Origin of the sequence: Streptomyces sp. B1I3 (assembly GCF_030816615.1) — a bacterium.
GTDB lineage: Bacteria > Actinomycetota > Actinomycetes > Streptomycetales > Streptomycetaceae > Streptomyces.
Map to the genome: position 1 here is coordinate 483,666 of NZ_JAUSYD010000001.1, position 22,850 is coordinate 506,515.

Here is a 22,850-nt window from a genome sequence, read left to right on the forward strand (position 1 = left end):
GGGCTTTATGTGCCCCGCCGACTTATCCGGAGTCGGCTGGGCACGTTCGAGGCCGGTAGTCCTCGAACTTGGGGCCGGTAGTCCCCAAGTCTGTGTCCGCCCGGACCCTCGACCGGGCGGACATGGGGGCCGAGCGCGTGGCGCATCGAGGCCCTACCTGCGCCCACCAGCGCAGGGGATTAGGCGGCCAGTAAGTCGTCTTGGCCGAGGATCGGTGGTGTCGGTGCTGGGGTGATCAGGGCTCGGGTATCTGCGTCGCGTTCGGCGACGGGCAGCTCTTTGAGGCTGTAGAGCACACCGTTTTTGCGCCGCCCGTGGTCTTGGTGGCGGGTGAGTCTGCCTTCTGCGGCCCACCTGCGGATGGTGGTGGCGGGTCGTCCGGTCCAGTAGGCCGCGAGGTCTTCGGTGATGAGCTGCTCGGGCATGTGGTCACCCCCGAACATGCGTGAGGCCCACCGGTGGGGTGGGCCTCCAGACACAGCGAGATCGATTGGAGCAGACGATACGCTCATCGCTGGTGGATCGGCAAGTGGTGTTGCTGATTCGGCATGTTGCTTTCTTCGTCAAACAGCGGCCTGATGAGGTTGAGGTACTCCCAGATCCAGATGCCGAGTTGTTCGGCGGCGGCGTGGTAGCCCTCGCGGCGGATGTGCCGGTTGGGGGTCCAGGTTCGTTCGCGGTGGCGTCGTAGCCAGTAGTGGCAGCGGGCGGAGGGTTCTGGCGGCGGGCTGTTCCAGTACTGCTCACTGTCGTCAACGGGTGGCGGCTTGTGCCCCCATGGCGGGGCAGTCATGGCGTGGCTCGCTGGACGCCAATCCGCTCGCCGTCCCACAGCAGCGTGTCCCCGACGGTAGCGAGGATTGCGGCTTCGTCGTCGCGCTGGATGACATACCCGCCCATACCGGCGACCGCCCGGTATCCGTGTTGGCGGCACCAGCGGTCGGGGATGTCGATGAGCATCGTCATGGTGATGGTGATTTGTGCGGGGTCAGCGGCCTGTCGGTTGCAGATCATGCGGCGAAATAGGCTTGCGTTGCGGCGGCGCTCGTCGCGGGTTTGCCAGCGGGAGGCGCTGGATGCTTCACGGTCATAGGTGGCGGCCAAGTCGAGCAGGGTTCCGCTCATGCTGCCCAGTCTTCCTTGTAGTCGGGGTGCCCGGCGAAGGGTCGGGCGAGGAGGGAAAGGGTCTCGTCAGCGTTCCCCACCGCGCCGTAGTGGTCGACTTCGGAGTCCCCCTCGGCGAACCGCAACGTGCGTTCCATGAGGTCGATGATGGCGAGCTTGGCGTCGAGGTCGGCGATGACGTCGGGGTCGGGTGCGGGCGCGGTGGCGATCTCGGCGTACTTCTCGACGGGGTATGGGTGCCCGTCGACATACAGGGTTTCGGGGTCGCCCATCCCATAGCGCCACTCAACGTTGTGGTCGTCGAAAGCGCTGGGGATGACCTTGCGCTTGCCCTGCTCTCGCTCGCGCGTCTCCGCGTATCGGGCGCGGAGGAAGTCGGCAAGGTCCGTCACTGCTGGTCCTGGCGCGGGAAGTCCTTGCCCTTGATCTTGACCATGCGCCCGTCGGGGTGGTGCCAGACGATGCCCTCATACGGGCGAGCCTGGAGCCATTCGCGGAGCCCGTCGTAGTCGCGGGGGGCGGTCGCGAAGTCCTGCCGGATGGACAGGATCGACCAGCCGTGCGGTATGAGGATGTGGTCGGCGTAGTCGTCCGGGTTGCCGTTGATCTTCGGCCCGAGTAGTTCGTAAGTCCCTGGACTGGTTGGCCCGACGTTGGCGAGCGCCTCGGCGTGGAACTTCGCGAAGCTGGACTGGGCGACGGGTTCCCAGCCGACGGTTTTGCCGGTCTCGTCGTCGGTGGAGATCGTCACGTAGCGAGGGTGCGGCGTCTTGCCACGCTTCACTTCGCGCCGCGCCCACCACTCGCCGGACTGGTCGAGCATGACGCAGGTCCCGTCGTATTTGCGGGTGGCCTCGCCTTCTCCAGCGAGCACCCATTCGCAGCCTGGCGCCACCTTCGGCAGGACCAGGGCCGGTCGGGCGTCGAAGTCTCGGACGAACAGAGTCGGGATCTTCTTCATGCTGCTACTCCTGCGTCGGCGGCGAGAACATCCTCTTGTGCCTGCCTCAGTAGCCGCCAGTCGTTAAGCGTCTCCCACCGGCTGCCGCATCCGCCGCACCGCACCCGGTGGCTGGCGGCGGTGGCGGTGAGCTCGGCCCGGCAGAGGGTGCCGTCGTCGTACCGGGCGGGGCACCGGCCGATGGACACCTGCCCGGGGCGGCGTTCGTTGGCTGTGGCGGCGGTGCATTCGGCGTGGAGCTTGCGGAGATCGTCGATGTCTTGGCCGACGGACTCGTAGGCGTCGACAGCCCACGGCAGGTTGTTGACCAGGAACTTGATGTGTACGGGGACGGCCTGGGCCGGGTTGCCGCGCCATGGTGCGACGGTCCAGCGGAGGGCCTTCCGCCAGGAGTCTTCGATGTCCCGGAGCCGGGTGGCGACTCCGCCAGCTGCGGTCAGCGACAAGACCTCAAGCCGTGGGGGGATGGGCGGGGTTTTCGACCCGCTGGTGGGGCCGCCGCCTCGGGCTGCCCCGCGCATGAGGGTGGCGGTCTGGTTGAGCTGGGTGAAGAGGCCGGGGAGTTCGGCGAGCCGTTTCGCTGTCTGGTCTTCGCACGGGCGGCAGGAGTAGCGGCCAGTTTCGGAGACCCAGAGCTGGCGCCCACAGTTCGGGGTTATGCAGGTCGGCCACTCGTAGCCATCGTCGGCGGGGTGTTCGTGCACGGCTGGCTCCTCGGCGGTGGTACGAGAGCAAGATGCGTCTCAGCCATTGTGCACGGGGGTGTTGACAACCCCGGATCGATTTGCGGGGACACGCAGGCGGCCCGCCCTGTGGTTCAGGGCGGGCCGCGGCTGAGAGGTCAGAGGGCATCGGGGTCGGGGTCGCCTGCTCGCTTCACCCACGACGCAATGGGATCAGCGTGCCCTGGTCGACGGCGGTGGCGATCTGGCCGGACAGGCATCGGTAGCCGAGGGGCCGGGTCGCGGTGCGGGCTGCGCGGTGGGTGCGGGCGATGTGGCGGGCGGCATTCACGCGGGTCCCCCTCGGGTGTGCTGTGCTGTGGCGGTTTCGCTGGGTGCCCTGCCGCGAATTCGAACCGCGCGCCCTGGCGCTGGGACGCCAGCGGGCTTGCCTATGCGGGGCGGGTGAGGCTAGTTGAGCGGCTCCCACGTGCCAGTAAGTCGATTGAGCGTCGTCCACGAGCCGTTGGTGTCACGAGTTGCGTAGGCGTCGGTGAGGTTGCTCGATGCCCGCCACACGGATACGCCACCCGGAGCGTTGAGGCTGTCCAGGAAGTCCCGCGCCTCCCGAAACGTCGTCGAACGCTGCTCCCTCCCGGAGTGCTTCGTTCCGTCCTCCCGAGTCTTGGTCTCGGTCGCGTAGAACACGCACTTGGCGTTCCTCGGGATGCGGGTTGTCATCTCGTCCTCCTACGGCCTGCCTCATCAGCGCGGGTAGACCTGCTGGTCCCCCTGGCGACGACCCCACCATATAGGCCAACGTGTTGCCCACGCAAGAGGCCAACGTAGTGGTCGCCATGATTCCTCAGCTAGGGCAACTCGGTGGCCTTATAGGTGGCCAACAAATGTGGGACCATGACCCCATGGCCACCGACTACACACCCGACGACGAAGCCACCCGGCTCTACGCCCGCTACAAGCGCGCCCGCGAAACCGAAGCCGAGCTCAAAGACCCAGTCCGGGCGCAAGCGGCGGCCGATCTCAAAGCCGGCGCAACTGTCAGCCAGCTGGCGAAGCTCACGGGCCTCACCCCCGAGTACTTCCGGCGCATCGCCCGCGCCGAGGGTGTCGAACGTCTTCGTCCACCAACCGTCGGCAAGCTCAAGCTCGAGGGCGGCGACGCATGACCGCCGCTCTGGCTACGTTCCTCCGCGCCCGGTTCGCCGAGGAGCTGGAGAAGGCCCGCTACGCCAGCAACGTGGTGGTCCAGGACCCGGCCCGTTTCGGCGTCAAGCCCGAGGACGCTGCTGCGCACGCCCGGTTCACCATCGCCACCGCCGAGGTACACCTGGCGCTACTGGAGGACACGGTGGTGCCGAACCTGGGGGCCAACGGGTCGGCCGGCGAGACAGCCGAGTACCAGCTGCGGCTCCTCGCCGCCCCCTACCTGGAGCACAAGGAGTACCCGCACGAGCCTGGTAGCCCCGCATGACCGCCGCCCTGGTGGCCTTCCTCCGGGCCCAATTCGACGAAGACGACGCAGTTGCGCGGGCGGCAGATGCCGAGCTGAGCACGGTGTTTACCCGCATTGCCACCTTCGACCCCGAGATGGCGGCGGATGAACGCCACATCATGCGGCACCGTCCAGCCCGCGCCCATTACGAGGTCGTAGCGAAGCGGCTCATGCTCGACGAGGCCCTGGCCAGTCGGCACCACGTCAGCGCCGATCAGTACGAGACGTGCCCGCGCGCCACAATGGCCGACGGGCTCGACGCTCGACAGCAGGCAGCACTGAATGCCCTGAACGACGAGCACCGCCAAGAGGACGGTCGTGAACCTGCGTGCTGGGACTCCTGCGGCCGGGACGCCCGGGTCCGCCGCACCCTGGAACTGCTGGCCCTGCCCTACGTCGACCATCCCGACTACATGCAGGCCCTGTCCGCCGACCAGGCGTAGTTCCGCTGATGTCCCCCATTGCCGCTGCTCCCCCGGCAGACTGCTGTCATGGGCGCAAGGTTCACGGTGCACGGCAGGACTGAGGCGGAGTGCCAGCAGGCGTTGGATGACCTGTGCCGGCTGATGCCCGTGTCGGTGACGATGCTGCCCACGGACATGCTGGGCGGCCGGTGGATCGCCCGCGTGACACGCAAAGAAGCCCCGGACCATGAGGTCCGGGGCTTCGCTGTGCGGTAGAGGTCAGTCCGCGGACGCGACGCGATCCTCCGGGTGCGGGTAGTACACGGTGGTGGCCGCATCCTCGGGGTGCTCCTTATAGAGGGCGTTCTCGAGGGCTGTGCGTGCCTCGTCGATTGCCTTCCGCGCGGCAACGACCTTGCGGGCGGGGAGAGCCGCGGGCCCTGTCTGTGCGTAGGCGCCGGACAGTTGCACGTGGATGGCGCTCAGCTGGTCTCGGATCACGGCGAGTTGACGCCCGAGGTTCGCATGGTCCTGCGCGGTGAGCTTCGACTTCTTGGTCATCACGTCATCATCCCTGAGCGGTGGCGGCACCGGGTCGGGTCTCCATCATCTGCCGGTGGGCGACTCGGGCGACGTCCTCCCATTCGCCGTCCGTGATGGGGCGAGGCCTGGCACCGGCGGGCCGAACGTCCGGGCCGACGACTGCAGTGAGGAGCGGGACACCGTCCTTGTAGTCGCCGCGGTGCACCCAGACGGGGAGCTGGGCGTCGTAGCGGGTTCCCGGGGGCAGGAAGCGGTCGCGGAGGTCGAACTCTTCGCCGGTAGCCGGGTCGACCCACGTGTTGGCCTTGGTGGCGGCGTCGGCGCAGCTCTCGCATCGGTTGTCGCCGAGCAGGTGCTGGCCGCAGAAGTAGCCGCCGCAGCCGTGCTCGTCACCGCCGGGCGTCTGGCCGCAGAGGTTGCCGAGGCCGCGGTCGATCTTCTCGTCGCAGCCGGTCTTCTCGCAGGTCGTCTCGACGCTGTAGCCGGCCCGGATGGTCTGGCCGTTGCGGGTGATCTCGTAGCTCGCGTATCCCATGGTTGAGCCTCCTTGTTCGTTGATGGTCTCGCCGAGTGCGAGGCCGGTTGACTAGTTGAGGGCTGCCGCGTGTCGGTCAGCCGTGGCCGTTGAGCATGTGGTCGACGCAGGCCGGGCAGTCCTCGCGGGAGCCGAGTCCTTGGTGGGCCTCTTTCGACGCGTAGGCGTGGTACCAGCACTGGGAACATTCGCCTGCCGGGGGGGTCAAGGCTGTTTTGCTTGCCATCGTGGCGGTCTCCTCAGTTGTCCGTGGAGCTGTGGCTCCACCAGCTGGTGTGGTTGTGGGTCTCGTTGTGGATGTTCGTGGTGTTGCCGCGGCGGGCGGCGTTCGGGAGTTTGGCGGCGAGTAGCAGCAGGGCGATGGCGATGACGGCGCTGCTGGATCCGATGGCGGCGATGCCTGCGGCGGCTTGGCCGATGCCCCAGCCGACTCCGGCGCCGGTCATTCCGGCTGCGGCGCCGCCTGCGAAGACCAGCTGGGCGCGGGGGTCGATGAGCGGCTGGGGGGTCAGGTCGCGGGGCTGCGGGGCGGTGGCCGGCTGGATGAGTCGGGCGTCAATGGCGATAGAGGTGCCCGGGTTGTAGGGGTCGGGGACATAGGCGATGGGCGGGCGTTCGGCGTACAGCTCGACGTTGGCGGGGCGGGTGTAGCCGGGCTGCGGCTGCCCGACCGGGGCGTGCTGCTGGTACGGCTCGGGCAGCTGCATGAGGGGTCTCCTTCGGTGGGTTAGCGGTTGCGGCGGCGGGTGGAGCGGTAACCGAACGGGCCGGGAAGATCGAGCGATGTGGTGCGCCGCCCGGTGGAGCTGATCGTGTGCCGGGGGCCGCGGCCGGCACCGAGGGTGATCGACCAGGACAGGCGGTTGATGTTCAACCGGACCCCGGGGAAGATCCGGAACGACTTGCGGAACGTGATCGGCATGCGGGGCTCCTAGAGTGTGGGCTGGTCGGCACGGTGCTTGCCGGTGCCGGTACAGATCGGGCAGACGGTGGTGGTGTGCTGGCTGTTGCGGGCCGAGTAGAGGGCGCCCTTGCCGCCGCAGCAGAAGCAGACGCCGCGGGTTTCGGCAGCTTTCTGACCGAGCGGGGTGTTCTGGGCTTCCCATTGCTCATCGGTCATCGACGAGGCGCCGTCGACCTTGGTGACGGCCTGGCCTTCGGTGATGGCCTTGGCTGGCTCGGTGGTGTCGGCGCCTTGTCCGTACCAGGCTCCGCCGACGGTCTTCCCGCCGTGGCGCTTCTTCTCGTGCTCGCGGAGGGCCTTGGTGGCTTCCTTGGCGTCCCGGAAGCGGGGCTTCTCCTTTTTGCCGCAGGGGCAGGTCCAGCCGACGAGCCCGGTGCGTTTGTCGGGGCTGAACCGGGCGGCCATGGCGACCTTGATCCGGCCGGCCTTCTGCTTGGTCGGTTTGGCGGGGCAGGGCTTGGAGCCGGTGAAGGAGCCGTCTTTGCCCTTGGTGAAGATCTGTCCGTTGCCGTGGCAGGTGGTACAGCCTTCGTGGGTGTAGCGGAGGATCGCGGCGTCCTTGCGGGACATGACGACGCTCTTGCGGGCATCCATCTGTGAGGCGGCGATGAGGGCGACGCGCATGCCGAGTCGGGCGTGTAGCGGCACCGTTTTGGGGACCTTGAGGCCTTTGCCGACTCGGGCGCGCGGGACGGGCTTCCGGCGGCGGGTGGCCGGCTTCCTGGTGGCGGTGGGCGTCTTCGCGGGCATGATCGGCGGGTCCTCTCGTCTGATCACTTTGTGGTGGTTTGCGGGGTGCTCAAGGAGTGCTCAGCGCTGCTCCGTCGCAGGTCAGGGCTGCTCAACTGGGTGCTCAGGGGGTGCTCACGATTTCGCTGAGCAGGCAACTGAGCAGGGCCTTGAGCGGCTCTGACCTGCGGAGGAGCAGTCGTGAGCACCCCATGAGCAGGGGGCAAATCAGGAGATAGCGACCAGAGCTTCGAGCTTGTAGCCGCGAGGGTTCTTAAGCCCGTCGAGCGGGCCCAGAGTCACCGCAGAGCCTGCACCGGCATCACGGAGTAGCGATTGCAGATCAGCCAACTCCAGCGCCTCGTAGGCTTCCTCGTCGTGCTCCCTCAGCGCACCTGCCAGGACTTCGCTGCGCATCCGGTCGACTCCGGCGTTCGCCATGACGGCAATGGAGTCGGCAATGACCTGGCTACTCACAACGACGCGCTCAGAGCCTCCATCCGCCAGATGTAGGAGGCCGGCGGCGGCTAGCGTGTCGCGGTCGAACCAGGGGCGCCCGGCGTCCTTGCGCGCGGCGACAGCCTGCTTGATGGCCTGGTTGCTGTGCTCGTTCCACCCGTACAGCAGCGGTCGGTTGAGGCCAGGGCCCTTGATGTACGACTGGCCGGCGTCGTTCTTGAGGTCCTTGTTCTGGGCAGGGACGAGCCTGTCTGGGCGGAACCCGTCGGAGATCGCGCCGCGGCCAAGGACCAGGGGGATGTCGTCCCACCGAGAGGCGAGCATGATGCTGAGGGTGAATGTGTCGGCGATGGCGTCACCCATGGCGTCAGAGGTGGCGTCCTGGCCGGCGGCGATGGGGTAGATGCCGGACTGCTTGCCGAGGCGGAGCAGCTCGATGAAGCTCTCCTTGGCCGTCTTGCTGAGGTAGATGAACTCGTCGACGAACGGGAAGATCGCCGGGTGCTTCTGGGTGGCGATCCAGGTGTCGCCCATGTTGAGCCGGTTCCGAACGATCTGCCGGCCGCGGGCCATCTTGACCAGGTGGCCAAGCCACTTTTCGCAGTCTTTGTTGCCGCGGATCGGCGGGGCGGCCATCACGCCTTCGAACTCGCGGAGCCCGTCCTTGACCGGGTCGAGGTCGAGGGCGATGGCGTTGTGGCAGGCGGTGATGACCTCGGCAAGGTCGCGCAGGACGCCGGTTGTCTTCGCGGCACCTGATACGCCGATTGCAAGGATGCGCAGTCCTTCGAGAATCAGGTTGAGATCGCTTCCGTCCATGCAGCGACCGAAGTTGTGCGGGGCGGAGATGTCGAGGCTGTTCGGGGCGTGCGGGGTGGGCTTGGGCATGTTTTCGAAGGGGTTGGCCTGGACGAGGCGCAGCGTGAGGTGGGCGGACTCCTGCGGGTCGGGGTCGATGAGGGTGCCGCCCCGCTTCACGTTGAAGTGGGAGTCGAGCTGGTCCGCGGCACCGTTGACCTTGCCGACGGTGGAGCCCTTGAGGACGACGTCGACTTCCCAGCCCCATGCCTGGTGGCCGATGGCACGGACGGCCCGGGTGCCGATGCCTTCGGCGGCGAGGGCGCGGGATACGCATTCGGCGACCTGGTCCCCGCTGGTGCAGTGCCCGAGGGGGAACGGCTCGTCGCTGTTCGGGTCGTCGTGCTCGGCGATGACCTGCTCGGGTGCGATGTCGGGTGCGTTGAGCCGGTACCTGCCGTACAGGGCGGTCGTTGTGACTATTGCGAGGCCGGTGGTGCTCGGCGGGATCGCCCACGAGTAGTCGAGGGCGGTCATTCCGGCACCGGCGACGAGAGCCCACCAGCCGGCCAGGTTGAGACCGGCGGCGCCGATTGCAGACCAGCCGAGGAACCGCCACCGGGACTTGCGCACCTGCTGGACCTTGTTCCAGTCGGCGCCTTTGTTCATCCCGCCGAGGACTTCCTGGAGGTCGTGGGCGCGGACGTATCGGTAGCCGAGGTAGCTGCCGGCTTTGAGCCCGGCCCACAGCCAGCTGCCGGCGGTCAGTCCGCCGTAGGCGCTGAGGCCGACGGCCCGCCCGGTGACGGACGCGACGACCATCGCCGCGGAGCCGGCGTGACGGAGGACGGGGCGACGCTCCGGGAACGGCTCGAGAACACCCGGGGCGATGTCCTCTTCGAGGTCGTCGTGATCGATGGCCTGGCCGGGGATGACCTTCGTCAGGTCCCAGCCGGCGGGGATCGTCAGCGGCTCGGCTTCGGTGCTCACTTCTGCTCCTCGGTGGCGGTGTTCTTGGCGGTGATGGCGGCCTGCTTGCGGGCGGCCGAAACGAACGGAGGGGCGTCCCCGGCGCGGCGGGTTCCACGCACCTTCGGGCCGGTCCTGGAACCCCTGCCAGACTTAGGGGGGAGATGTGGAACACGCTGCGATGACGTGCCCTTGCTGAGGGTGTTCGCGGGGTCACGTTCAAGGACTCGCTTCATGCGTTCGGCGGCGGCGTTGCGGGCGCTGATGCTGTTCGCGGTGACGCCCGGCTTCGCGGCGTGCTTGTCGTCCCACGCCCGGTCCCAGACAGCGTCGGTAACGGTGGTCTCGCCCATGGCGACGGCGAGCTTCAGCGCGTACTTCCACTCGTCCGGGAACTCCGTCCTGCGCTGCTCGGCCAGCCGCAGGTTGATGGCGTCCCGAGCCTTCTGCCGCGCCTCTTCACGGGCGGCTTCCCGCTTCTCCTGGGCGACCTCCTGGGCGGCCTGCTTCTCTGCCGCCTTCCGCTCCGCCCGACGCTCCCGCCAGCTGAGCACGCCGTCGCGACGGCGGATCCGGCCGTGCTCGTGGAGGTCCCACACGCCGGGGCCGGCGAGCGAAGCGAACGCAGTACCAATCGCGGTGGCAGGGTCGAAGTGCTCCAGGCCGTGCCAGAGGTTGACGCCGGCTGCGACGAAGGCGAGGGACCAGGCGATAAGCCGGTAGTGCCAGTGCGGACGGTGTGCGGCGACGGCGGCTGCCGCACCGGCGAGGATGACCCAGGCTCCGGCTTCGAGCATGATCGGGGCAGCGAGGAGCCACTTGGCGTTGGGGTTATAGAAAGCGGACATCTGCACCGGCAGTGCGACAACCGCACACATGATCGCGAACGCGAGAGCGGCGTTACGCCACCTGTTCGCGGACTGGTCGACCTTCTCCGCGCCCTTCGCCTCAGCCTGCTCGGACTGCTTCGCCGCGGCCCGCTCTTCTTCGTCGAGGCGGGCTGCCTTCTCGCGCTTCCGCTGGATGTCTTCGAGGTGGGCGTCGTGTTCGGCGCGGTCCCGTTCCATGCGCATGGCGGAACGCTCGTTGGCGAGGCGCATCTTCTCGGCCTCGGCCTCGGCCTTAATTTCGATGGCCTTGGCTTCGGCCTCGGCGTTGATGCGCTGCTCCTCGGCGTCGGCGTATGCCTTGGTGCGGATGGCGTCGGCTTCGGCCTGGGCGACGAGGTCGACCGCTGTTGCGGTCGGCTCGGGTGTGGGTGTGGGGGTGGGGTCGACGACCGGCTGCTCGGCCGGCGTCCCAAGGAACGCCTGCCAGTCCGTGATCACGGGCAGGGGGCGGCGGTGACCGTTCACCTGGGGCGGGCTGGTCGTCACGGTGCTGGTCCTTTCTGGGTCAGGTACTAGCGGGTGGGGGTGGGCTCGTCCTTGAGCCAGTGGTGGATGTCGCTGTCGGTGAAGCTGAGGAAGAGTCCGCCGTCGTCGGTGGGGTCGTCGGGCTCGGGGTCGTCGTCGTAGTCGTCGCCCGGCCCGTCGCAGCACTGGCAGTCGATGTCCTGCCAGATCCGGCCGGTTTCCCAGAGGCCGTGGGCGTAGTAGCCGCACAGGTCGAGGGCCCAGCTGGGGCCGGCAAGGAGGAAAGCCGGGAGCAAGGAGCCGACGCCGAACCCGGGCGCCCCGGTGGCCACCAACACGGCGACCAAGGCGATGAACCCGGCGCCACGCCACTGGTGGTGGTTCCGGCTGAGGAGTACTTCCCTGGGGTGGAGAGCCAGGTCATGCCAGAGGCGGACGAGGTCGGCGACGGGTCGGGGCAGGCGCTTCATCGGGGGCTCCCAGCTGCTGCGGTCCGGCGTGCACGGTGGAATTCGTTGATGAACTCGTCGGTGATCCCGGCTCCGACCAGTCCACTGACCGGGGGCCGGCCTATCCGTTGGGCCGCCCACAGCTCGAGGTAGATCGCCCGGGTGGCCGCGTAATTGATGAGCGGTCGGATACAGCGGACGGTGAAGACCGCTGTTCCGAGGAGGGCCATGACGGTGAAGGCGAGGATCCGTACCGTCCACACGCGGAGCACGGTGAGGGTCCGGCGGATGCGGCCCGGCTTCGCGGTGATCAGGTACGGGTGCACGGTCCAGTCCTCTCGGGTCGGGTCAGGCGTTGATGGGGGCGAACGCTGCGACGATCTCCCTGAGCAGCACTTCGGCGCTCATGAGGTGCCCGGCGAGCACCCCGGCACTGGTCATGTCGATCACGCCGATGTCCTCGACGTAGGCGCGGGCGGCCTCGATGATCACGGCCTGCTCGGCGGATTGCATGGCGTCCATGACGGGTCCTCTCGGTCTGCTGCTGGGGGCTACTTCTCGACGGGGGTGCACCCGCAGGGGGCGGGCAGGTCGCGGGCGAAATACGCCTCGTGGTCCAGCTCCTGCGGGCAGTGGTCAGCGCACGGGTCGGGCTGTGTCATGACGAGCTCCTCTCGGCTCGGGTCAGCGGCAGCGGCGGCAGCCGGCGCCATGGGCAATGCGGCACAGTTCGGCTGGGGTGAAGCCCGCCAGGGTGCCGGTGTGGGTCACCTCGGATTCCGCCACGCGCCCACGGCTGCTGCCGTCGGGAACGTTGACCTCCCATCCGGTGGTGACGTAGCGCCCACGGCCGACCTTCTTGATTTGGCCGACCTTTGTGATCCGTGCGCGCTTTGCCGCTTTGGCTTCCCTGCGGGCCTGCGCACTCGCCATAGCGGAACGGCTGGCCTCCGCGTACATGGCCTCTCGGTCCGCCGCAGCCTGGGTGACTGCCGCAGCCTGTTGGGGGGCGCGGTAGCGCTCCTCCTCCGTGCTCACCTGGTCGATCTTTCGGCTGAACAGGCCCATGGGTCCTCCTTGGGGTGTCGGGTCCGGGTGGTCCGGGCCTCTCTGCCGCCACCAGCCGCGGGGGCTGGGGACGACAGGGCGGGCCGGGTCAGAGAGTGCGGGTGACGGTGCGGCTGATGCGGGCCTCGGGGAAGGCGACTTCGTACCCGTCCGAGAGCTTGATCTCGACCCAGTCGAGCGACATCTCGTAGCTCTGGACGACGGCGGGGATGTTCTCGCCGGTGTCGGTCGTGACGGTTCCGGTGGGGGCGGGCTGGCCCATGCGGTAGACCGCCCCGTCGAGGGTGGTGATCTCGAAGAAGACTTCCTGCTTGGCGCCAAGGGGCTGCTTCGCCTGGTGGGTGGGGGTGATGGTGAGGGAGTGGTACGAGCCGACGGGGCGTCCGCTGCTTCGAAGCTCCTCCCAAGCGCGGGCGCGGATCTCGTTCTCGGTGAGGTTGGCGGGGACGGTGAGGGTGTCGGTGGTGGAGCGGTTCGTCGCCCCGTCCAGGTAGTGGGCGGTCCAGCGGTACTCGGCGGTCTCGGTCTGCGTGGTCATGGCGGGTCCTTGTCGTCGTCGGGGTGATGGGCGGGGTCAGGAGTTGTTGATCCGCTTGGAAGCGATCTGCATGTTCTCGGCGACGAACCGCTGGTGCTGTTCCGGCGTGCACTCCTGGCGCTCGCAGGTCACGGCCTCTCGGATCACGTCGGCGACCACCTGCACGGGCTCACGGTCGGCGGCCATCAGGCGGCGGCCGAGAAGGCGAGGGCGTCGAGGGTGTCGAGCTCGTCGATGAGCCGCGGCCCGAACGGCTGCACGGCGTCAGCCTCGGCGGCCAGGTTCCGCAGCCAGTACTGGGTGCCATGGTCGCCGCGGGCCGCGATGTACCGGGTGACGATCTCCCCCGGGGCCACGCCCTGCTTCTCGTCCCACATGACGTTGATGTCCGTGGCGACGAGCTCGGTACGCAGCTGGCGAACCTCGGCGGAGATCGTGGCGAGGTCGCCGGAGAACAGGCTGGTGACGTTGGAAACGAACGGAGACATGGGGGTGCCCTTCGAGTGATGGGGTGAGGTGAACAAGAGGGGTGCTGCGATGGGGTGGAAGCCGCGCCCGGCCGACCGGGGGATTCGCCGGCGGGGCGCGGCGGTCTGCGGGTTAGCGGGACGTCGCCTTGGTGGCGGTCTCTCTCTTGGCCTTCGCGGCGTCGGCCTGCTTCGCCGCCTGCCTGGCGCGGTGGATGCTGGCCCTGGCCGCCTGGTCGGCAACCGTCAAGTCACCGGATCCGAACATGCCGGTCACCAGCCGCGCTGTGCGATGAACCTGCGGCGGGCAGCCGGCTCAGACGGCGGCTTCGGGGAATCCTGCGTGGGGACTACGGTGCGGCGGATATGCGAGGCCAAGTCGTGGGCCTCCACGTCGGCCGGGGACTGCGGCGCCGACGTCGGAGCGATCGAGGGGGTCATGCCGCCACCTCGCTCGGGGTGACCGGGCGGACGGCGCGGTCGGCGAGGAACTTCTCGACGGAGTCGACCGTGACTCGGAACCTGGCGCGCTCTCCGGTTCCGATGTCGATGGCATCGAAGTGGCCGGCGTGGATCAGCTCGCGGACGTACTGCGAGGTGGACCCGATCCGGGCTGCTGCCTGGCCGGTGGTGATGTAGCCGCTCATGGGAGCGGCAGGGGTGGGCGTCATCAAGTGCTCCCAATTGCTTGGCTGGGGTGACACCCATAGATAAGCACAACCTCTACATAGCAATCAATGCCTCTATAGGTCAGTTGGCGGGTTCGGGGCGGCGAAAAGGCCCCCACCCGACAGGGTGAGGGCCTAAAACCGCAGGTCAGCCGTGGAAGTCGTACACGAGAAGAAATTTCGACGCGTCCAGAATCATTCGGGCTACCTCAACGACGCGGCCATCCTCGCGCATCGCTTTCCGATACTGCTCGATCACGGTAGCCCCAGCGGGCAGGCGAAGGTCATCAGCCTCCGCAGCGGTCGCTGGCCTGCCTCGCAGTTGCTCACGGAAGTCGACCGGCCCATGCCCCGCCTCGCGAAGCCTCTCGTAGACGCCACCCTTACCCGTGTCGCTCTCGGTGATCCGAGTGCCACGGGCGAGCTCATCCGGAATGAAGGACACGGCCCTCATGACAGGCACGCCATCAACCACGTACCTGCGGTTCCGGTGCCAGACCTTCACCCGGGTTCCAACGCCGAGCGCGCGAGCAACCTCAGGTGGTGCGGGGGCGAACTGCACCTGAAGGTCTTCCACGTCGAGCTGCCGACCCTCGATGTCGACATCCCACATGGACTCCGCCGAGCCCCACCGGTCGGGGTAGAGCCGCTCCAGAGCGTTCCTGACGATCGGCTTCCACTCTGCGACGTACCAGCCCGAGCCGACTCGCGACTCGACCAGCCCTTCGTCCCGGAGAACAGACAGCGCCTGGCGGATGGTCATCGCCGAGGTGGTCGTCGCCTTGTACTCCGCGACGAGATCACGTTCGGAGGGGAGCTTGCGGCGCCCTCCATTGAACTCCCCCTCGTTGATGCGCCGACGCAGGTCGTCGGCGACCTCTCTGTACTTGCGTTCGCCGGCCTTGCGTTCCACGGGCGCTCCTATGGGTGGATTCATCTATAGCAACGCTACCCGCTATGCATCACCCCTGGTCAATGGCCGCTCCGCTCGTCGTTTCGGGAAGAAGGTAGTGCAGATTGCTCTAGAGAGCTACAGTGCTTGTAGTCGAAGCGACACCGTGCGCTTTCGACGTCACCCATTGCCGCGCCCGAAAGGGGTGCCGAGTGACCGAACCACCCGAGCGCACCGCGCTCTATCGCCTCTACGACGCCAACGACGTGTTGCTTTACGTCGGCATCTCGAACGACCCCGAAGCCCGCTGGGCACGCCACAAGATGCTCCGCACCTGGGGGCCTCGCATGGCCCGCAAAGAGGTTGCCTGGTTCGCCAGCCGCGAGGCGGCGGAGGCCGCCGAAGAGGATGCCATCCGCCTTGAGGCGCCGCTGTTCAACGGAACCCACAACTACCCGCTGGCCCCCTTCAATGGGGCAACCTGGCCGCAGGTGACCGGTAGGGGCGGCAGGAGTGAAGCGCTAGCAGAGCTAATGCGGCAGGAAATCCGGGGCGGCACATGGCCAGTGGGCTCGAAGATTCCCACTTGTCGCGCTCTCGGGGAGGCGACCGGGGCCGGCAAAACGGCGGCTACTCACGCCGTCCGTCTCCTTCAGCGAGAAGGCCTGCTTGAGCTGCTGCACGGTTTCGGCCTCTTCGTCGTCGATGGAAACACCGATCTACGCCCGCATAGCTGCCGCAACCCTGCGGCATAGATCGCGCTCGCCCCCTGAGCGCGGGCACGAAAAAGCCGGGCGCTACCAACGCCCGGCCTGTTTCACCAGCGGCTGTAACCGCTGGCCATGAGATCCATCCCGATCAGAGGAGTCCTCGTGAACACTGTAGCAACCTCCCCTGCCGCCGTCGCGGCCCCTGTCGTCTCGGCCCCGGTTCCGCCGCATCTGGCTCCTCCGCGTATCCGCCCGGCTTTGGTGAACGGTGTCCGCATTTTCGTGGAGTGCGAGCCGTGGTGCGTTGAGGATCACGTGGCGGCGAATCAGCGCCACCTGGACGACCTGGATCACGGCGGGGAGATGGTGGATTTCCTGGTGCCGGATGTAGATGGCGAGGTGCAGCTGCTGGGGCATGTCCGGTTGAGTGCGGAGCCGGGGAGTTCGCGTCCGGAGCTGCGTCGCCCGCATCTGTTGGTGGAGGACGGCAGCGGCTTCACCGTGTTCGTGGCCCTGGACGGCGCTGACGGGTTCGCGGACGGCTTGGTGGCTGCGGCGGAGCAGGTGCGTGCGATGGTGCGGGCGGCCGGCTGACGGTCTGCGGTTCCTCACGGCCGGGTGGCGTCTGCCGCCCGGCCGTTTCCACAGCGGCGAGCAGGCCGCGTCTCGTTGATGTCCCCCTGAGCAGCCCGCGCCTGGAGGTGCGGGCCCAGAAGAGGCGCGTGTGTTGAAGATCCGGCGGTCGAAGCCGACCGCGAATTTCACGATCATTCCGAATGGCCTGCTGCGCGACGACCGGCTGTCGTATTGCGCCCGCGGGGTTCTGGCCGAGCTGCTGAGTCGGCCATCTGGTTGGGAGACGAACGCCGACGCGCTGTCGGAGCAGGCGCGGCGACACCGTGGCGATGTGGTCGGCGAGGGACGCCGCGGGCTTCGGTCTGCGTTCGCCGAGCTCGAGGCTGCGGGCTACATGGTGCGGTCGAAAGAGAAGGGTGAGCGGGGCAGGTTCGTAACGGTCCTGGAGGTCTTCGACGTTCCCGTTCACCGGGGTACCGCTGGCGGTACGTCCGTCGACGGCACGTCGGCCAGCGTGACGTCGGTCAGCGGTACCTCTTCTGTAAGGACTGAGGGAGGAAGTAGTGATGAAGAAGATCTTCTAGAAGAAGGAGCCACCACCTCCTCCCCTGCGGCGCCGCCTTCATCTGCGGTCGCACCGGTCGACGACGGAGGAGGCGGCGGCGTTTCTTCTTCAGAACAGAACCCTCAAGCCGAAGCCCTTGTGGCTGCCTTGGACTTTCGCGGCCGGCCGCCGGGGATGAAGCAGCGACGGCAGCTGGTCGCTCTTGCTGCTGCTGCTTTGGACGCCGGTTGGGTGGAGCAGGACTTGAAGACGTACCTGGATCTCGGGGGCGCCGCGGTGAACAGTGCTGCGGCCGTGTACGCGCACCGACTGGACCCGGGCGAGCTCCCGGACCCGGTGACGTTCCGGGAGGCGGCCAGGCGGCTCCCGGAGGGCACTGACGCGGCCACGAGCGGGTGGATGGCGCAGTCCCGCCAACTGGGGTCGCCGGAGGAGCGGGAGCATGCCCCTGCCGGGCACCGGCTGCCGTCAGGGCGCCGCGGGTACAGCGGGCCGGCACGCCCCAACACCGCCTGGGACCGCATCGCAGCGGACGCCGCGAACGGCGTGTCACCCCCGGGCGCCGAGAGGTACAAACACTGCGGTGCCTGTGACCCGATCACCCGGACCCGCGAGGAAAAGGACCGGACCGGCGAGAAGAAGCACACGCCGTGCGTCGGCTGCCATCCGTCGATGCAGTTCAGCTAGCGGGCCGGACCGAAGCCGGGACGCGGGCGCTCATTCCGGGACAACATCAGATCCACACCGAAGCCCTCGAGAGGACCGCATGACCAGACAGCTCACCACCCAGAACGCGACGATCACCACTGCCGCCGTCGAGGTGAAAACGCTCACCATCAGCGGCAAGCAGGTGACCCTCGCCGTGTTCCGGCAGCTCAAGGAGGAGCCGCTCATCACCGAGGACGGCACCCTGAACGGCGAGCCTTGGGGCTCTGTGAACTACCACCCTGACAAGTGCAGCGCCGACGCCGAGCACCTGCACATCGTCTGGCAGAAGGGCGCCGAGCTCCGACGCTCCAATGTCACCGCCGTCCCCGACTTCGATCGGGTCTCGCCGGGGGGCCACCAGGCTGGCACTCACTGGTACCGCAGCACGGCCGCCAACCGATACCTCACAGCCCTCGTTTACATGGGACTCAGAGCCGGTAGAGAGCCGCTGCTTTCGCCACTGCCACGCGGCTCCAACAAGTTCGACACATACATGGCGAAGCTCGAACTTCCGGCGGGGCTGTCCGAGACCGAAGAATTCCCGGTGATCGGCACGGTGCCGCAGGCTACCGTCGATGCCGCAGATCTTTGTGCCGCTTACCGGTTCGCCAAGGCGGAGATCGACCGCGGGCTCAGCGACTACGAGCGCACCACGCCGCCCGAGTGGCAGGCGAAGGTCATCGCCCAGCGACATGCAACAGCTGACCATCAGCGTCACAAGTACGACGAAGCCATGGGGGTCCTGGGCGTCGCGGTCGAACGATGCGGCGGCATCGTCGACATGAAATGCGCGTACACGGCGGAGATCAGGGCGGAAGAGGCTCGTCGCCAGCGGCATCGCGACGCTCATGCAGCACTTGCCGAGCTCCCCCAGCTGTTCATCGCCGTCTGACCCGCACCACGGCCGCCCCCGCGGGAACCGGGGGCGGCCTTTCTCAGCATGACGCACAACGCCCCCGCTCGGCCTGACGGCTGGGCGGGGGCGCAGTGCTGTGCGGGTCAGGCGCTCGAGGGACTGAAGGGACTCCGCCCCGGAGATGCCGTCACGGCGAGGCGGGGTGGCACGGGCAGCTGCAAGGCACCCCGGTGAGGTGGTTGCTGTGCGGGCACTGCTGGTGCATCTTGTCGCGCCGGGCGGGGAGGTCTGCCCGCCCGGGGTTGCGGATGATGGCCCCGTCGATCAGCCGGGCGGTTTCGCAGGCGGTCGACAGGTACGTGCGGTGACTCAGCAAGGCCAGGACATCCGCGGGGAGCTGTGCACGGGGTGAGGCGGGCGGGTTCGTCATGCTGCCGCCTCCTTGATCGGGAAGACGGTGTCGACGGCTTCGAGGGTCGGGCACGGCCAAGGGGTGACGAGGCCGAGGCATCGAACGCCGTTCCAGCCGGAGCATTCGCTGCAGACTGCCATGCTGCCCCGCTGGACCGGCCGGTGAATGGCTTCGAGGCGGCGTTGGAGTGCGCGAACCCGGTTTCCCCAAGCGGTTCCGACGCCCTTCCGGGTGACAGCGAACCGGTCGATGCCCGCGCGGAGCCGGCTGACTTCTTCGGGCCTGAGGGGCCCGCGGTCGGCGCGGTCGGCGAGGTTGTGGAGCTGGGCGATGGTGGGTGCTTTGGTGCGGCTCACAGGTACCTCCCGGTGGGCACGGTGCGGATCGCGCGTCGACGTCGCCGCCGGTGCAGGTCGAGGGGTTTCGGGGCGCGGGTGGCGGGCCGGCTGTAATCCGCGGGTATCCGCCTCATCCGTGGGACGGTCGCGGCGAGTTCGTCCGGAGACCACAGGGGGTCCTGGAATTCGGTCATCAGGTCACCCTCCGTCCGGTGCGGATGCTGCCGTCAGGGGCCAGGTGCCCATCGGCGCCGGCGAGGAGGCGTACCGCCCGGCCGATGACGGCAACGGGTGACTGGCCGCGGTATAGGCGGAGCAGCCGGGATGTGTCGGGGTCGAGGCGGACGGTCAGGGGGCGGATCACTGGGCCTCCTCGACGCTCGGGTGCGTGTAGGTGATCGGTTTGCCGAGTTGGCGGGCGTAGGCGATCTCGCTGCGGGTGCTGTCGCCGATGTAGTCGCCGACGACGATGACCCGGTTGGCCAATCGGATCTTCTGCCGGTGCTGGTCGTCGAGGCGGACCTTCAGCGCTTCGGCCTCGACGGGGTCGGCCCACAACGGGTGCTGGATCTTCATGTTGCAGTCGGGCTTGAGGACGGCGCTGCCGCGGAGCACGGACTCCTGGATCGCGACCTCGGCCATCAGCTCGGCGAACCGCATGCTGCCGCACAGGACGACGACGTCCTTGATGCCCAGGCCGGCTTTGCCTTCGGCGAGCTTCTCTGCGGCGGTAATGAGCTGCGGGTACGGCATGTGGATCTCCTTCGGGTTGTGTGCTTGGGTGGCGGACGCCCGCCCCGGATTGACCCCGGGGCGGCCGGCCGGCGTTCACGGGGTCGGGGGCTGCTGTGGCTGGTCTAGGGCGGATTGGATGCGCCCGGCAGCCTGGCCAAGCGCCTGGCCCCACTCGCATTCGCAGGCCGGGTTGTGGTGGGCGAGGAACCCGTCGGCTTGGTCAGCAAGCGCACTGGTGGCGGCCTGCACCCGGTCGACGGTGGAGCGTGCGGCGACGAGTTGTCCTTCGAGTCCGCGGCATTGCCCGGTGACTGTGGCAAGGGCTTCCCGGAGCTGGTCCCGCTCGTACCGCAGCTGGATCATCTCGGCGTCGCGGACCGCCATCACGACATCCGTCTCGGCCTGGACCGGGCGGGTGTGGTGCTGCTCGCACATGCGGCGGGAGTCGATGCACTGCCCGGCGGTGAGCCGGGTGACCTCGGCCTCGGCCTGGCTGGCCCGGAGTTCGGCGGACTCTGCGCGGCCTCGCCATCGGCGGATCGTCTCGGCGTCGTGCTCGATGCGGTGGTGGAGGTTCGGCAGCGTCGTCCGGTCGAGGAAGTCGAGCCGTTCGTACAGGGCGTCGAGCTGGTCGCTGGTGAGGTCGTCGAGCGAGATGCGCTCGGTCATCGGGTCGGCTCCTCGGCGGCCATGCGCTTGAACTTCTCCAGGGCGGCGTGGTCCTCGTCGGTGAACCCGTCGGTCGAGACCATCTCGTCGAACGCGAGGTCCAGAGCGAAGGTGAGGAACTGGCGTTCGGCGGCCGTGAGCGCCTCGACCTCCGGCTCCTCGGTCACGGAGGGGGCGGGCTGCTCCAGTGCGTCCACGACCCGCTGCCCCGTCTCGGCGTACAGGCCGCGCGCCGCTTCCCGGACCTGCTCCATGGCTGCGTCGTGGGAGTAGCGCCGGTAGTCGGTGGGCTCCATGCCGAGGGCGGCGGCCTTGCCGGCGGTCGTCACGGCGGGGGCGGGCTGCTGCGCCTCGTGCTCGTCGAGGATTCCCCGGGCGACAGCAATCGCCGGGTGGGTGATCGTGGCGACCAGTCCGGCGTCCCCGGCCGGGTGGTGGTCGGCGGCGTCGGCGAGCGTGGCCAGCAAGGTGGCGAGCGCCCGGTCCGGGGTGCGGGCGGCGGCCTGGCGGAGGGTGCGGGCGGGGGTGGTCATCGGGGGTCTCCCTGCTGCGCCTCGTCGGCCAGGCGGCGGAGCTCGGCGGCGCGCTCACGGATGGCGTCCCACGGGGCCCCTGTGCCGAGGCCGAGCGCCTCGGAAAGGGCCAGACGGTGCATCTCGGTCATGATCAGGTCGGCTTTGGCGGTGGGGCTCGGCCACGACACCCACGGGTACTCGGTCGTGCTCTGGCACTGCCTGGGGTGCCCAACCGGCAGCACGCAGCGCATGATCTCGCCGGAGTAGGTCGGCTGGGAGAGGCTGCCGCACGGCTCGGCAGGGGCGGATGTGGGCAGAACGGCCAGGACCGCGACGGCGGCGGCCACCGCGTTGCACTCGTCGCCGTCCCAGTCGGTGAGCGGCCAGAGCACAGCGGCAATGCGGTCGCGGAGATCGGCGTCAACAGGCACCTCGGTCTCCGGGAGCGCGGTCACGGTGCCGAGGACCTGCCGGGCCACCGTGAGGGCGGGCGCGGGCAGGACGGACAGGACCGCGTCGGCAATCTCGCCTGGCGTGGCATCTCCCAGACGCTCGGTTCCGGGCGGGTGGCGGAACAATGCGGCAATGCGGTCACGGAGCTGGTCGGTGGTCATGTCCCCTCCTGGGGTGATGTTTGAGTGGTGGGATGCTGGGGTGGCCGGCCCCGCCGAACTGCAATCGGCGGGACCGGCCGTCATGCGTTCAGCGGAAGTTGTCCGGCAGGACATCGGGCACGCGCGCCATCGCGTCAGTGACGAACCGCGCCGGAAGCACGCGAATGCTGCCGTTGATCTCCCTCGTGGCGGCCTTGGCGTTCAGGCACTCCAGTTCGGGGCGGATCACGGCGAGTGCGGCGCCGGCCATGTCAAGGCGGACGCCAAGGCCGAGAACAACGTTTCGGCCGTTCTCGTCCTGTCGGATCGGCACGTCCGCGAGGGCGCGGGCGATGCGGTCAAGCAGGGTCTCGGTCACGGTGTCTCCTCGTGTGGTGGTGTGCGGGGTGGCTGGCCCGGGACGCGCGGTGAACACGCCCCGGGACGGCGGGGTCAGGCGGCGGGGTCGCAGGCGCAGCAGCGGGGCGAGCAGCCGCAGGCGTTGCACGCGGTCACTGACGGGAGCGGGAACCCGGCCTTCGCCAGCTCCTCGATGAGGACGTCCCGGCCTTCGCTGCTGTCCGCCCACTCGTCGACGAGCCGGAGTACCTCGTCCCGCTGCCGCTCGGCCTGCTGACGGAACTCGTGGGGCGTCGGCCGTTCCCGGCGGCGGACGGTGACGGTGAACGCGTCGCCGTTGGCCCGGTCGGTCATCTCCATCTCGACGTAGTTCGAGGCGCCGTGGCCGTCGAGGCAGCCCCGCATCCCCGCGGCGAAGATGGTCACCATCTCGGTGGCCTCGGCGAGTTCCAGGGTGGCGACGCCGTCGCGGATGGTGAGGGAGCGCATCATCGTGCCGTCGACGAGGATCTCGGCGGCGAGTTCACCGAGCGAGTCCAGGGCGATGTCGGCGGCGAGGCCGAGGTTGGGCTTCCGTCCGGGACGGCGCCACGCGGGCCACGTCTCGGTGAGCCGGGCTTCGATGAGGTTCCGGGTCCGGGTGCGGCGCTCCTCGCGCTGCTCCTCGGTGAGCTCGGTCAGGGCCATCGTCTTGTCTCCTGTGCGTGTGGTGGA

At 68.5% G+C, this 22,850-nt stretch carries 44 protein-coding genes; 8 read left to right on the forward strand and 36 right to left on the reverse strand.

What is annotated here, in order from left to right; all coding sequences use genetic code 11:
• Positions 1–179: 179 nt before the first annotated feature.
• The 8 genes from QFZ58_RS02340 to QFZ58_RS02375 form a co-directional block, all read right to left on the reverse strand.
• On the reverse strand, positions 180–425 hold the full coding sequence (locus QFZ58_RS02340) for a DNA-binding protein (RefSeq protein ID WP_307123197.1): 246 nt from the start codon (positions 423–425) through the stop codon (positions 180–182).
• 83 nt (positions 426–508) lie between these two features.
• Positions 509–793, reverse strand: coding sequence for a hypothetical protein (locus QFZ58_RS02345; protein ID WP_307123198.1), 285 nt, complete (start codon positions 791–793; stop codon positions 509–511).
• Positions 790–1,125, reverse strand: coding sequence for a hypothetical protein (locus QFZ58_RS02350; RefSeq protein WP_307123199.1), 336 nt, complete (start codon positions 1,123–1,125; stop codon positions 790–792). Before QFZ58_RS02350 ends, QFZ58_RS02345 begins: the two co-directional genes overlap by 4 nt.
• Positions 1,122–1,517: a DUF6221 family protein gene (locus QFZ58_RS02355; protein ID WP_307123200.1), complete on the reverse strand. Its 396-nt coding sequence runs from the start codon at positions 1,515–1,517 to the stop codon at positions 1,122–1,124. Before QFZ58_RS02355 ends, QFZ58_RS02350 begins: the two co-directional genes overlap by 4 nt.
• Positions 1,514–2,086 (reverse strand): DUF5565 family protein, encoded by a 573-nt coding sequence (locus tag QFZ58_RS02360; protein ID WP_307123201.1) that lies wholly within the window; start codon positions 2,084–2,086, stop codon positions 1,514–1,516. The genes QFZ58_RS02355 and QFZ58_RS02360 overlap by 4 nt, the downstream gene beginning before the upstream one ends.
• Positions 2,083–2,790 (reverse strand): hypothetical protein, encoded by a 708-nt coding sequence (locus QFZ58_RS02365; RefSeq protein WP_307123202.1) that lies wholly within the window; start codon positions 2,788–2,790, stop codon positions 2,083–2,085. The genes QFZ58_RS02360 and QFZ58_RS02365 overlap by 4 nt, the downstream gene beginning before the upstream one ends.
• Before the next feature lie 172 nt (positions 2,791–2,962).
• Entirely contained in the window at positions 2,963–3,100 is a 138-nt protein-coding gene (locus tag QFZ58_RS02370) for a hypothetical protein (protein WP_307123203.1), read from the reverse strand.
• 119 nt (positions 3,101–3,219) lie between these two features.
• Positions 3,220–3,489: a hypothetical protein gene (locus QFZ58_RS02375; protein WP_307123204.1), complete on the reverse strand. Its 270-nt coding sequence runs from the start codon at positions 3,487–3,489 to the stop codon at positions 3,220–3,222.
• 182 nt (positions 3,490–3,671) lie between these two features.
• On the opposite strand from QFZ58_RS02375, the gene QFZ58_RS02380 reads away from it, so the two are divergent.
• Genes QFZ58_RS02380 through QFZ58_RS02395 form a run of 4 tightly spaced genes read left to right on the forward strand, consistent with a single transcriptional unit; the run spans position 3,672 to position 4,941 of the window.
• Positions 3,672–3,935 (forward strand): hypothetical protein, encoded by a 264-nt coding sequence (locus QFZ58_RS02380; protein WP_307123205.1) that lies wholly within the window; start codon positions 3,672–3,674, stop codon positions 3,933–3,935.
• Positions 3,932–4,240, forward strand: a complete 309-nt coding sequence (locus QFZ58_RS02385; RefSeq protein WP_307123206.1) for a DUF6221 family protein — start codon at positions 3,932–3,934, stop codon at positions 4,238–4,240. Before QFZ58_RS02380 ends, QFZ58_RS02385 begins: the two co-directional genes overlap by 4 nt.
• Positions 4,237–4,704: a DUF6221 family protein gene (locus QFZ58_RS02390; protein WP_307123207.1), complete on the forward strand. Its 468-nt coding sequence runs from the start codon at positions 4,237–4,239 to the stop codon at positions 4,702–4,704. The genes QFZ58_RS02385 and QFZ58_RS02390 overlap by 4 nt, the downstream gene beginning before the upstream one ends.
• A gap of 48 nt (positions 4,705–4,752) precedes the next feature.
• Complete coding sequence (locus QFZ58_RS02395; protein ID WP_307123208.1) at positions 4,753–4,941, forward strand: hypothetical protein; 189 nt, start codon at positions 4,753–4,755, stop codon at positions 4,939–4,941.
• Positions 4,942–4,944: 3 nt separating this feature from the next.
• Here the strand turns inward: QFZ58_RS02395 and QFZ58_RS02400 are convergent, their stop codons facing one another.
• The 18 genes from QFZ58_RS02400 to QFZ58_RS02485 form a co-directional block, all read right to left on the reverse strand.
• Positions 4,945–5,226 carry a hypothetical protein gene (locus QFZ58_RS02400; protein ID WP_307123209.1) on the reverse strand — a complete coding sequence of 94 codons (282 nt, stop codon included), beginning with the start codon at positions 5,224–5,226 and terminating at the stop codon, positions 4,945–4,947.
• Between the two features lie 7 nt (positions 5,227–5,233).
• Positions 5,234–5,743, reverse strand: a complete 510-nt coding sequence (locus QFZ58_RS02405) for a hypothetical protein (RefSeq protein ID WP_307123210.1) — start codon at positions 5,741–5,743, stop codon at positions 5,234–5,236.
• Positions 5,744–5,819: 76 nt separating this feature from the next.
• Positions 5,820–5,969, reverse strand: a complete 150-nt coding sequence (locus tag QFZ58_RS02410) for a pRL2-8 (protein ID WP_307123211.1) — start codon at positions 5,967–5,969, stop codon at positions 5,820–5,822.
• A gap of 13 nt (positions 5,970–5,982) precedes the next feature.
• Complete coding sequence (locus QFZ58_RS02415) at positions 5,983–6,450, reverse strand: hypothetical protein (RefSeq protein ID WP_307123212.1); 468 nt, start codon at positions 6,448–6,450, stop codon at positions 5,983–5,985.
• A gap of 20 nt (positions 6,451–6,470) precedes the next feature.
• Positions 6,471–6,665: a DUF4236 domain-containing protein gene (locus tag QFZ58_RS02420; protein WP_307123213.1), complete on the reverse strand. Its 195-nt coding sequence runs from the start codon at positions 6,663–6,665 to the stop codon at positions 6,471–6,473.
• A gap of 9 nt (positions 6,666–6,674) precedes the next feature.
• Positions 6,675–7,457, reverse strand: coding sequence for a hypothetical protein (locus tag QFZ58_RS02425; RefSeq protein WP_307123214.1), 783 nt, complete (start codon positions 7,455–7,457; stop codon positions 6,675–6,677).
• A 207-nt stretch (positions 7,458–7,664) separates the two neighbouring features.
• Positions 7,665–9,683, reverse strand: a complete 2,019-nt coding sequence (locus tag QFZ58_RS02430; RefSeq protein ID WP_307123215.1) for a hypothetical protein — start codon at positions 9,681–9,683, stop codon at positions 7,665–7,667.
• Positions 9,680–11,038 (reverse strand): hypothetical protein, encoded by a 1,359-nt coding sequence (locus QFZ58_RS02435; RefSeq protein ID WP_307123216.1) that lies wholly within the window; start codon positions 11,036–11,038, stop codon positions 9,680–9,682. Before QFZ58_RS02435 ends, QFZ58_RS02430 begins: the two co-directional genes overlap by 4 nt.
• 26 nt (positions 11,039–11,064) lie before the next feature.
• Positions 11,065–11,487 carry a hypothetical protein gene (locus QFZ58_RS02440; protein WP_307123217.1) on the reverse strand — a complete coding sequence of 141 codons (423 nt, stop codon included), beginning with the start codon at positions 11,485–11,487 and terminating at the stop codon, positions 11,065–11,067.
• Positions 11,484–11,792, reverse strand: a complete 309-nt coding sequence (locus tag QFZ58_RS02445) for a hypothetical protein (protein ID WP_307123218.1) — start codon at positions 11,790–11,792, stop codon at positions 11,484–11,486. Before QFZ58_RS02445 ends, QFZ58_RS02440 begins: the two co-directional genes overlap by 4 nt.
• Before the next feature lie 22 nt (positions 11,793–11,814).
• Entirely contained in the window at positions 11,815–11,988 is a 174-nt protein-coding gene (locus QFZ58_RS02450) for a hypothetical protein (RefSeq protein WP_307123219.1), read from the reverse strand.
• Between the two features lie 162 nt (positions 11,989–12,150).
• Positions 12,151–12,534 (reverse strand): hypothetical protein, encoded by a 384-nt coding sequence (locus QFZ58_RS02455; RefSeq protein ID WP_307123220.1) that lies wholly within the window; start codon positions 12,532–12,534, stop codon positions 12,151–12,153.
• Positions 12,535–12,622: 88 nt separating this feature from the next.
• Positions 12,623–13,072: a hypothetical protein gene (locus QFZ58_RS02460; RefSeq protein WP_307123221.1), complete on the reverse strand. Its 450-nt coding sequence runs from the start codon at positions 13,070–13,072 to the stop codon at positions 12,623–12,625.
• Positions 13,073–13,108: 36 nt separating this feature from the next.
• Positions 13,109–13,258 carry a hypothetical protein gene (locus tag QFZ58_RS02465; RefSeq protein ID WP_307123222.1) on the reverse strand — a complete coding sequence of 50 codons (150 nt, stop codon included), beginning with the start codon at positions 13,256–13,258 and terminating at the stop codon, positions 13,109–13,111.
• Positions 13,258–13,560, reverse strand: coding sequence for a hypothetical protein (locus QFZ58_RS02470; RefSeq protein WP_307123223.1), 303 nt, complete (start codon positions 13,558–13,560; stop codon positions 13,258–13,260). Before QFZ58_RS02470 ends, QFZ58_RS02465 begins: the two co-directional genes overlap by 1 nt.
• A 112-nt stretch (positions 13,561–13,672) precedes the next feature.
• Positions 13,673–13,807, reverse strand: a complete 135-nt coding sequence (locus QFZ58_RS02475; protein ID WP_307123224.1) for a hypothetical protein — start codon at positions 13,805–13,807, stop codon at positions 13,673–13,675.
• A 169-nt stretch (positions 13,808–13,976) separates the two neighbouring features.
• Positions 13,977–14,210, reverse strand: coding sequence for a hypothetical protein (locus QFZ58_RS02480; RefSeq protein WP_307123225.1), 234 nt, complete (start codon positions 14,208–14,210; stop codon positions 13,977–13,979).
• Positions 14,211–14,355: 145 nt separating this feature from the next.
• On the reverse strand, positions 14,356–15,120 hold the full coding sequence (locus QFZ58_RS02485; protein WP_307123226.1) for a GntR family transcriptional regulator: 765 nt from the start codon (positions 15,118–15,120) through the stop codon (positions 14,356–14,358).
• A 191-nt stretch (positions 15,121–15,311) separates the two neighbouring features.
• Between QFZ58_RS02485 and QFZ58_RS02490 the strand changes: the two genes are divergently transcribed.
• From QFZ58_RS02490 to QFZ58_RS02505, 4 genes are all read left to right on the forward strand, one after another.
• Positions 15,312–15,854 carry a GntR family transcriptional regulator gene (locus tag QFZ58_RS02490; RefSeq protein WP_307123227.1) on the forward strand — a complete coding sequence of 181 codons (543 nt, stop codon included), beginning with the start codon at positions 15,312–15,314 and terminating at the stop codon, positions 15,852–15,854.
• 87 nt (positions 15,855–15,941) lie between these two features.
• Positions 15,942–16,403 carry a hypothetical protein gene (locus QFZ58_RS34385; protein ID WP_373428506.1) on the forward strand — a complete coding sequence of 154 codons (462 nt, stop codon included), beginning with the start codon at positions 15,942–15,944 and terminating at the stop codon, positions 16,401–16,403.
• A 130-nt stretch (positions 16,404–16,533) separates the two neighbouring features.
• Positions 16,534–17,637, forward strand: a complete 1,104-nt coding sequence (locus tag QFZ58_RS02500; protein ID WP_307123229.1) for a hypothetical protein — start codon at positions 16,534–16,536, stop codon at positions 17,635–17,637.
• Positions 17,638–17,716: 79 nt separating this feature from the next.
• On the forward strand, positions 17,717–18,550 hold the full coding sequence (locus QFZ58_RS02505; RefSeq protein ID WP_307123230.1) for a hypothetical protein: 834 nt from the start codon (positions 17,717–17,719) through the stop codon (positions 18,548–18,550).
• Positions 18,551–18,701: 151 nt separating this feature from the next.
• Here QFZ58_RS02505 and QFZ58_RS02510 read toward each other — a convergent pair whose 3' ends face one another.
• The 10 genes from QFZ58_RS02510 to QFZ58_RS02555 form a co-directional block, all read right to left on the reverse strand.
• Complete coding sequence (locus QFZ58_RS02510; RefSeq protein WP_307123231.1) at positions 18,702–18,944, reverse strand: hypothetical protein; 243 nt, start codon at positions 18,942–18,944, stop codon at positions 18,702–18,704.
• Positions 18,941–19,282, reverse strand: coding sequence for a hypothetical protein (locus QFZ58_RS02515; protein ID WP_307123232.1), 342 nt, complete (start codon positions 19,280–19,282; stop codon positions 18,941–18,943). The genes QFZ58_RS02510 and QFZ58_RS02515 overlap by 4 nt, the downstream gene beginning before the upstream one ends.
• Positions 19,279–19,458: a hypothetical protein gene (locus QFZ58_RS02520; RefSeq protein WP_307123233.1), complete on the reverse strand. Its 180-nt coding sequence runs from the start codon at positions 19,456–19,458 to the stop codon at positions 19,279–19,281. The genes QFZ58_RS02515 and QFZ58_RS02520 overlap by 4 nt, the downstream gene beginning before the upstream one ends.
• Positions 19,458–19,628 carry a hypothetical protein gene (locus tag QFZ58_RS02525; protein WP_307123234.1) on the reverse strand — a complete coding sequence of 57 codons (171 nt, stop codon included), beginning with the start codon at positions 19,626–19,628 and terminating at the stop codon, positions 19,458–19,460. Before QFZ58_RS02525 ends, QFZ58_RS02520 begins: the two co-directional genes overlap by 1 nt.
• Positions 19,625–20,017, reverse strand: a complete 393-nt coding sequence (locus QFZ58_RS02530; RefSeq protein ID WP_307123235.1) for a hypothetical protein — start codon at positions 20,015–20,017, stop codon at positions 19,625–19,627. Before QFZ58_RS02530 ends, QFZ58_RS02525 begins: the two co-directional genes overlap by 4 nt.
• A 75-nt stretch (positions 20,018–20,092) precedes the next feature.
• Positions 20,093–20,668 (reverse strand): hypothetical protein, encoded by a 576-nt coding sequence (locus tag QFZ58_RS02535; RefSeq protein WP_307123236.1) that lies wholly within the window; start codon positions 20,666–20,668, stop codon positions 20,093–20,095.
• On the reverse strand, positions 20,665–21,201 hold the full coding sequence (locus QFZ58_RS02540) for a hypothetical protein (RefSeq protein ID WP_307123237.1): 537 nt from the start codon (positions 21,199–21,201) through the stop codon (positions 20,665–20,667). Before QFZ58_RS02540 ends, QFZ58_RS02535 begins: the two co-directional genes overlap by 4 nt.
• Positions 21,198–21,797: a hypothetical protein gene (locus QFZ58_RS02545; RefSeq protein WP_307123238.1), complete on the reverse strand. Its 600-nt coding sequence runs from the start codon at positions 21,795–21,797 to the stop codon at positions 21,198–21,200. Before QFZ58_RS02545 ends, QFZ58_RS02540 begins: the two co-directional genes overlap by 4 nt.
• Before the next feature lie 88 nt (positions 21,798–21,885).
• Entirely contained in the window at positions 21,886–22,155 is a 270-nt protein-coding gene (locus QFZ58_RS02550; RefSeq protein ID WP_307123239.1) for a hypothetical protein, read from the reverse strand.
• A gap of 74 nt (positions 22,156–22,229) precedes the next feature.
• The gene (locus tag QFZ58_RS02555; protein WP_307123240.1) at positions 22,230–22,823 is read right to left on the reverse strand and encodes a hypothetical protein; all 594 of its coding nucleotides are present in this window, start codon (positions 22,821–22,823) and stop codon (positions 22,230–22,232) included.
• Between the last annotated feature and the right edge of the window lie 27 nt (positions 22,824–22,850).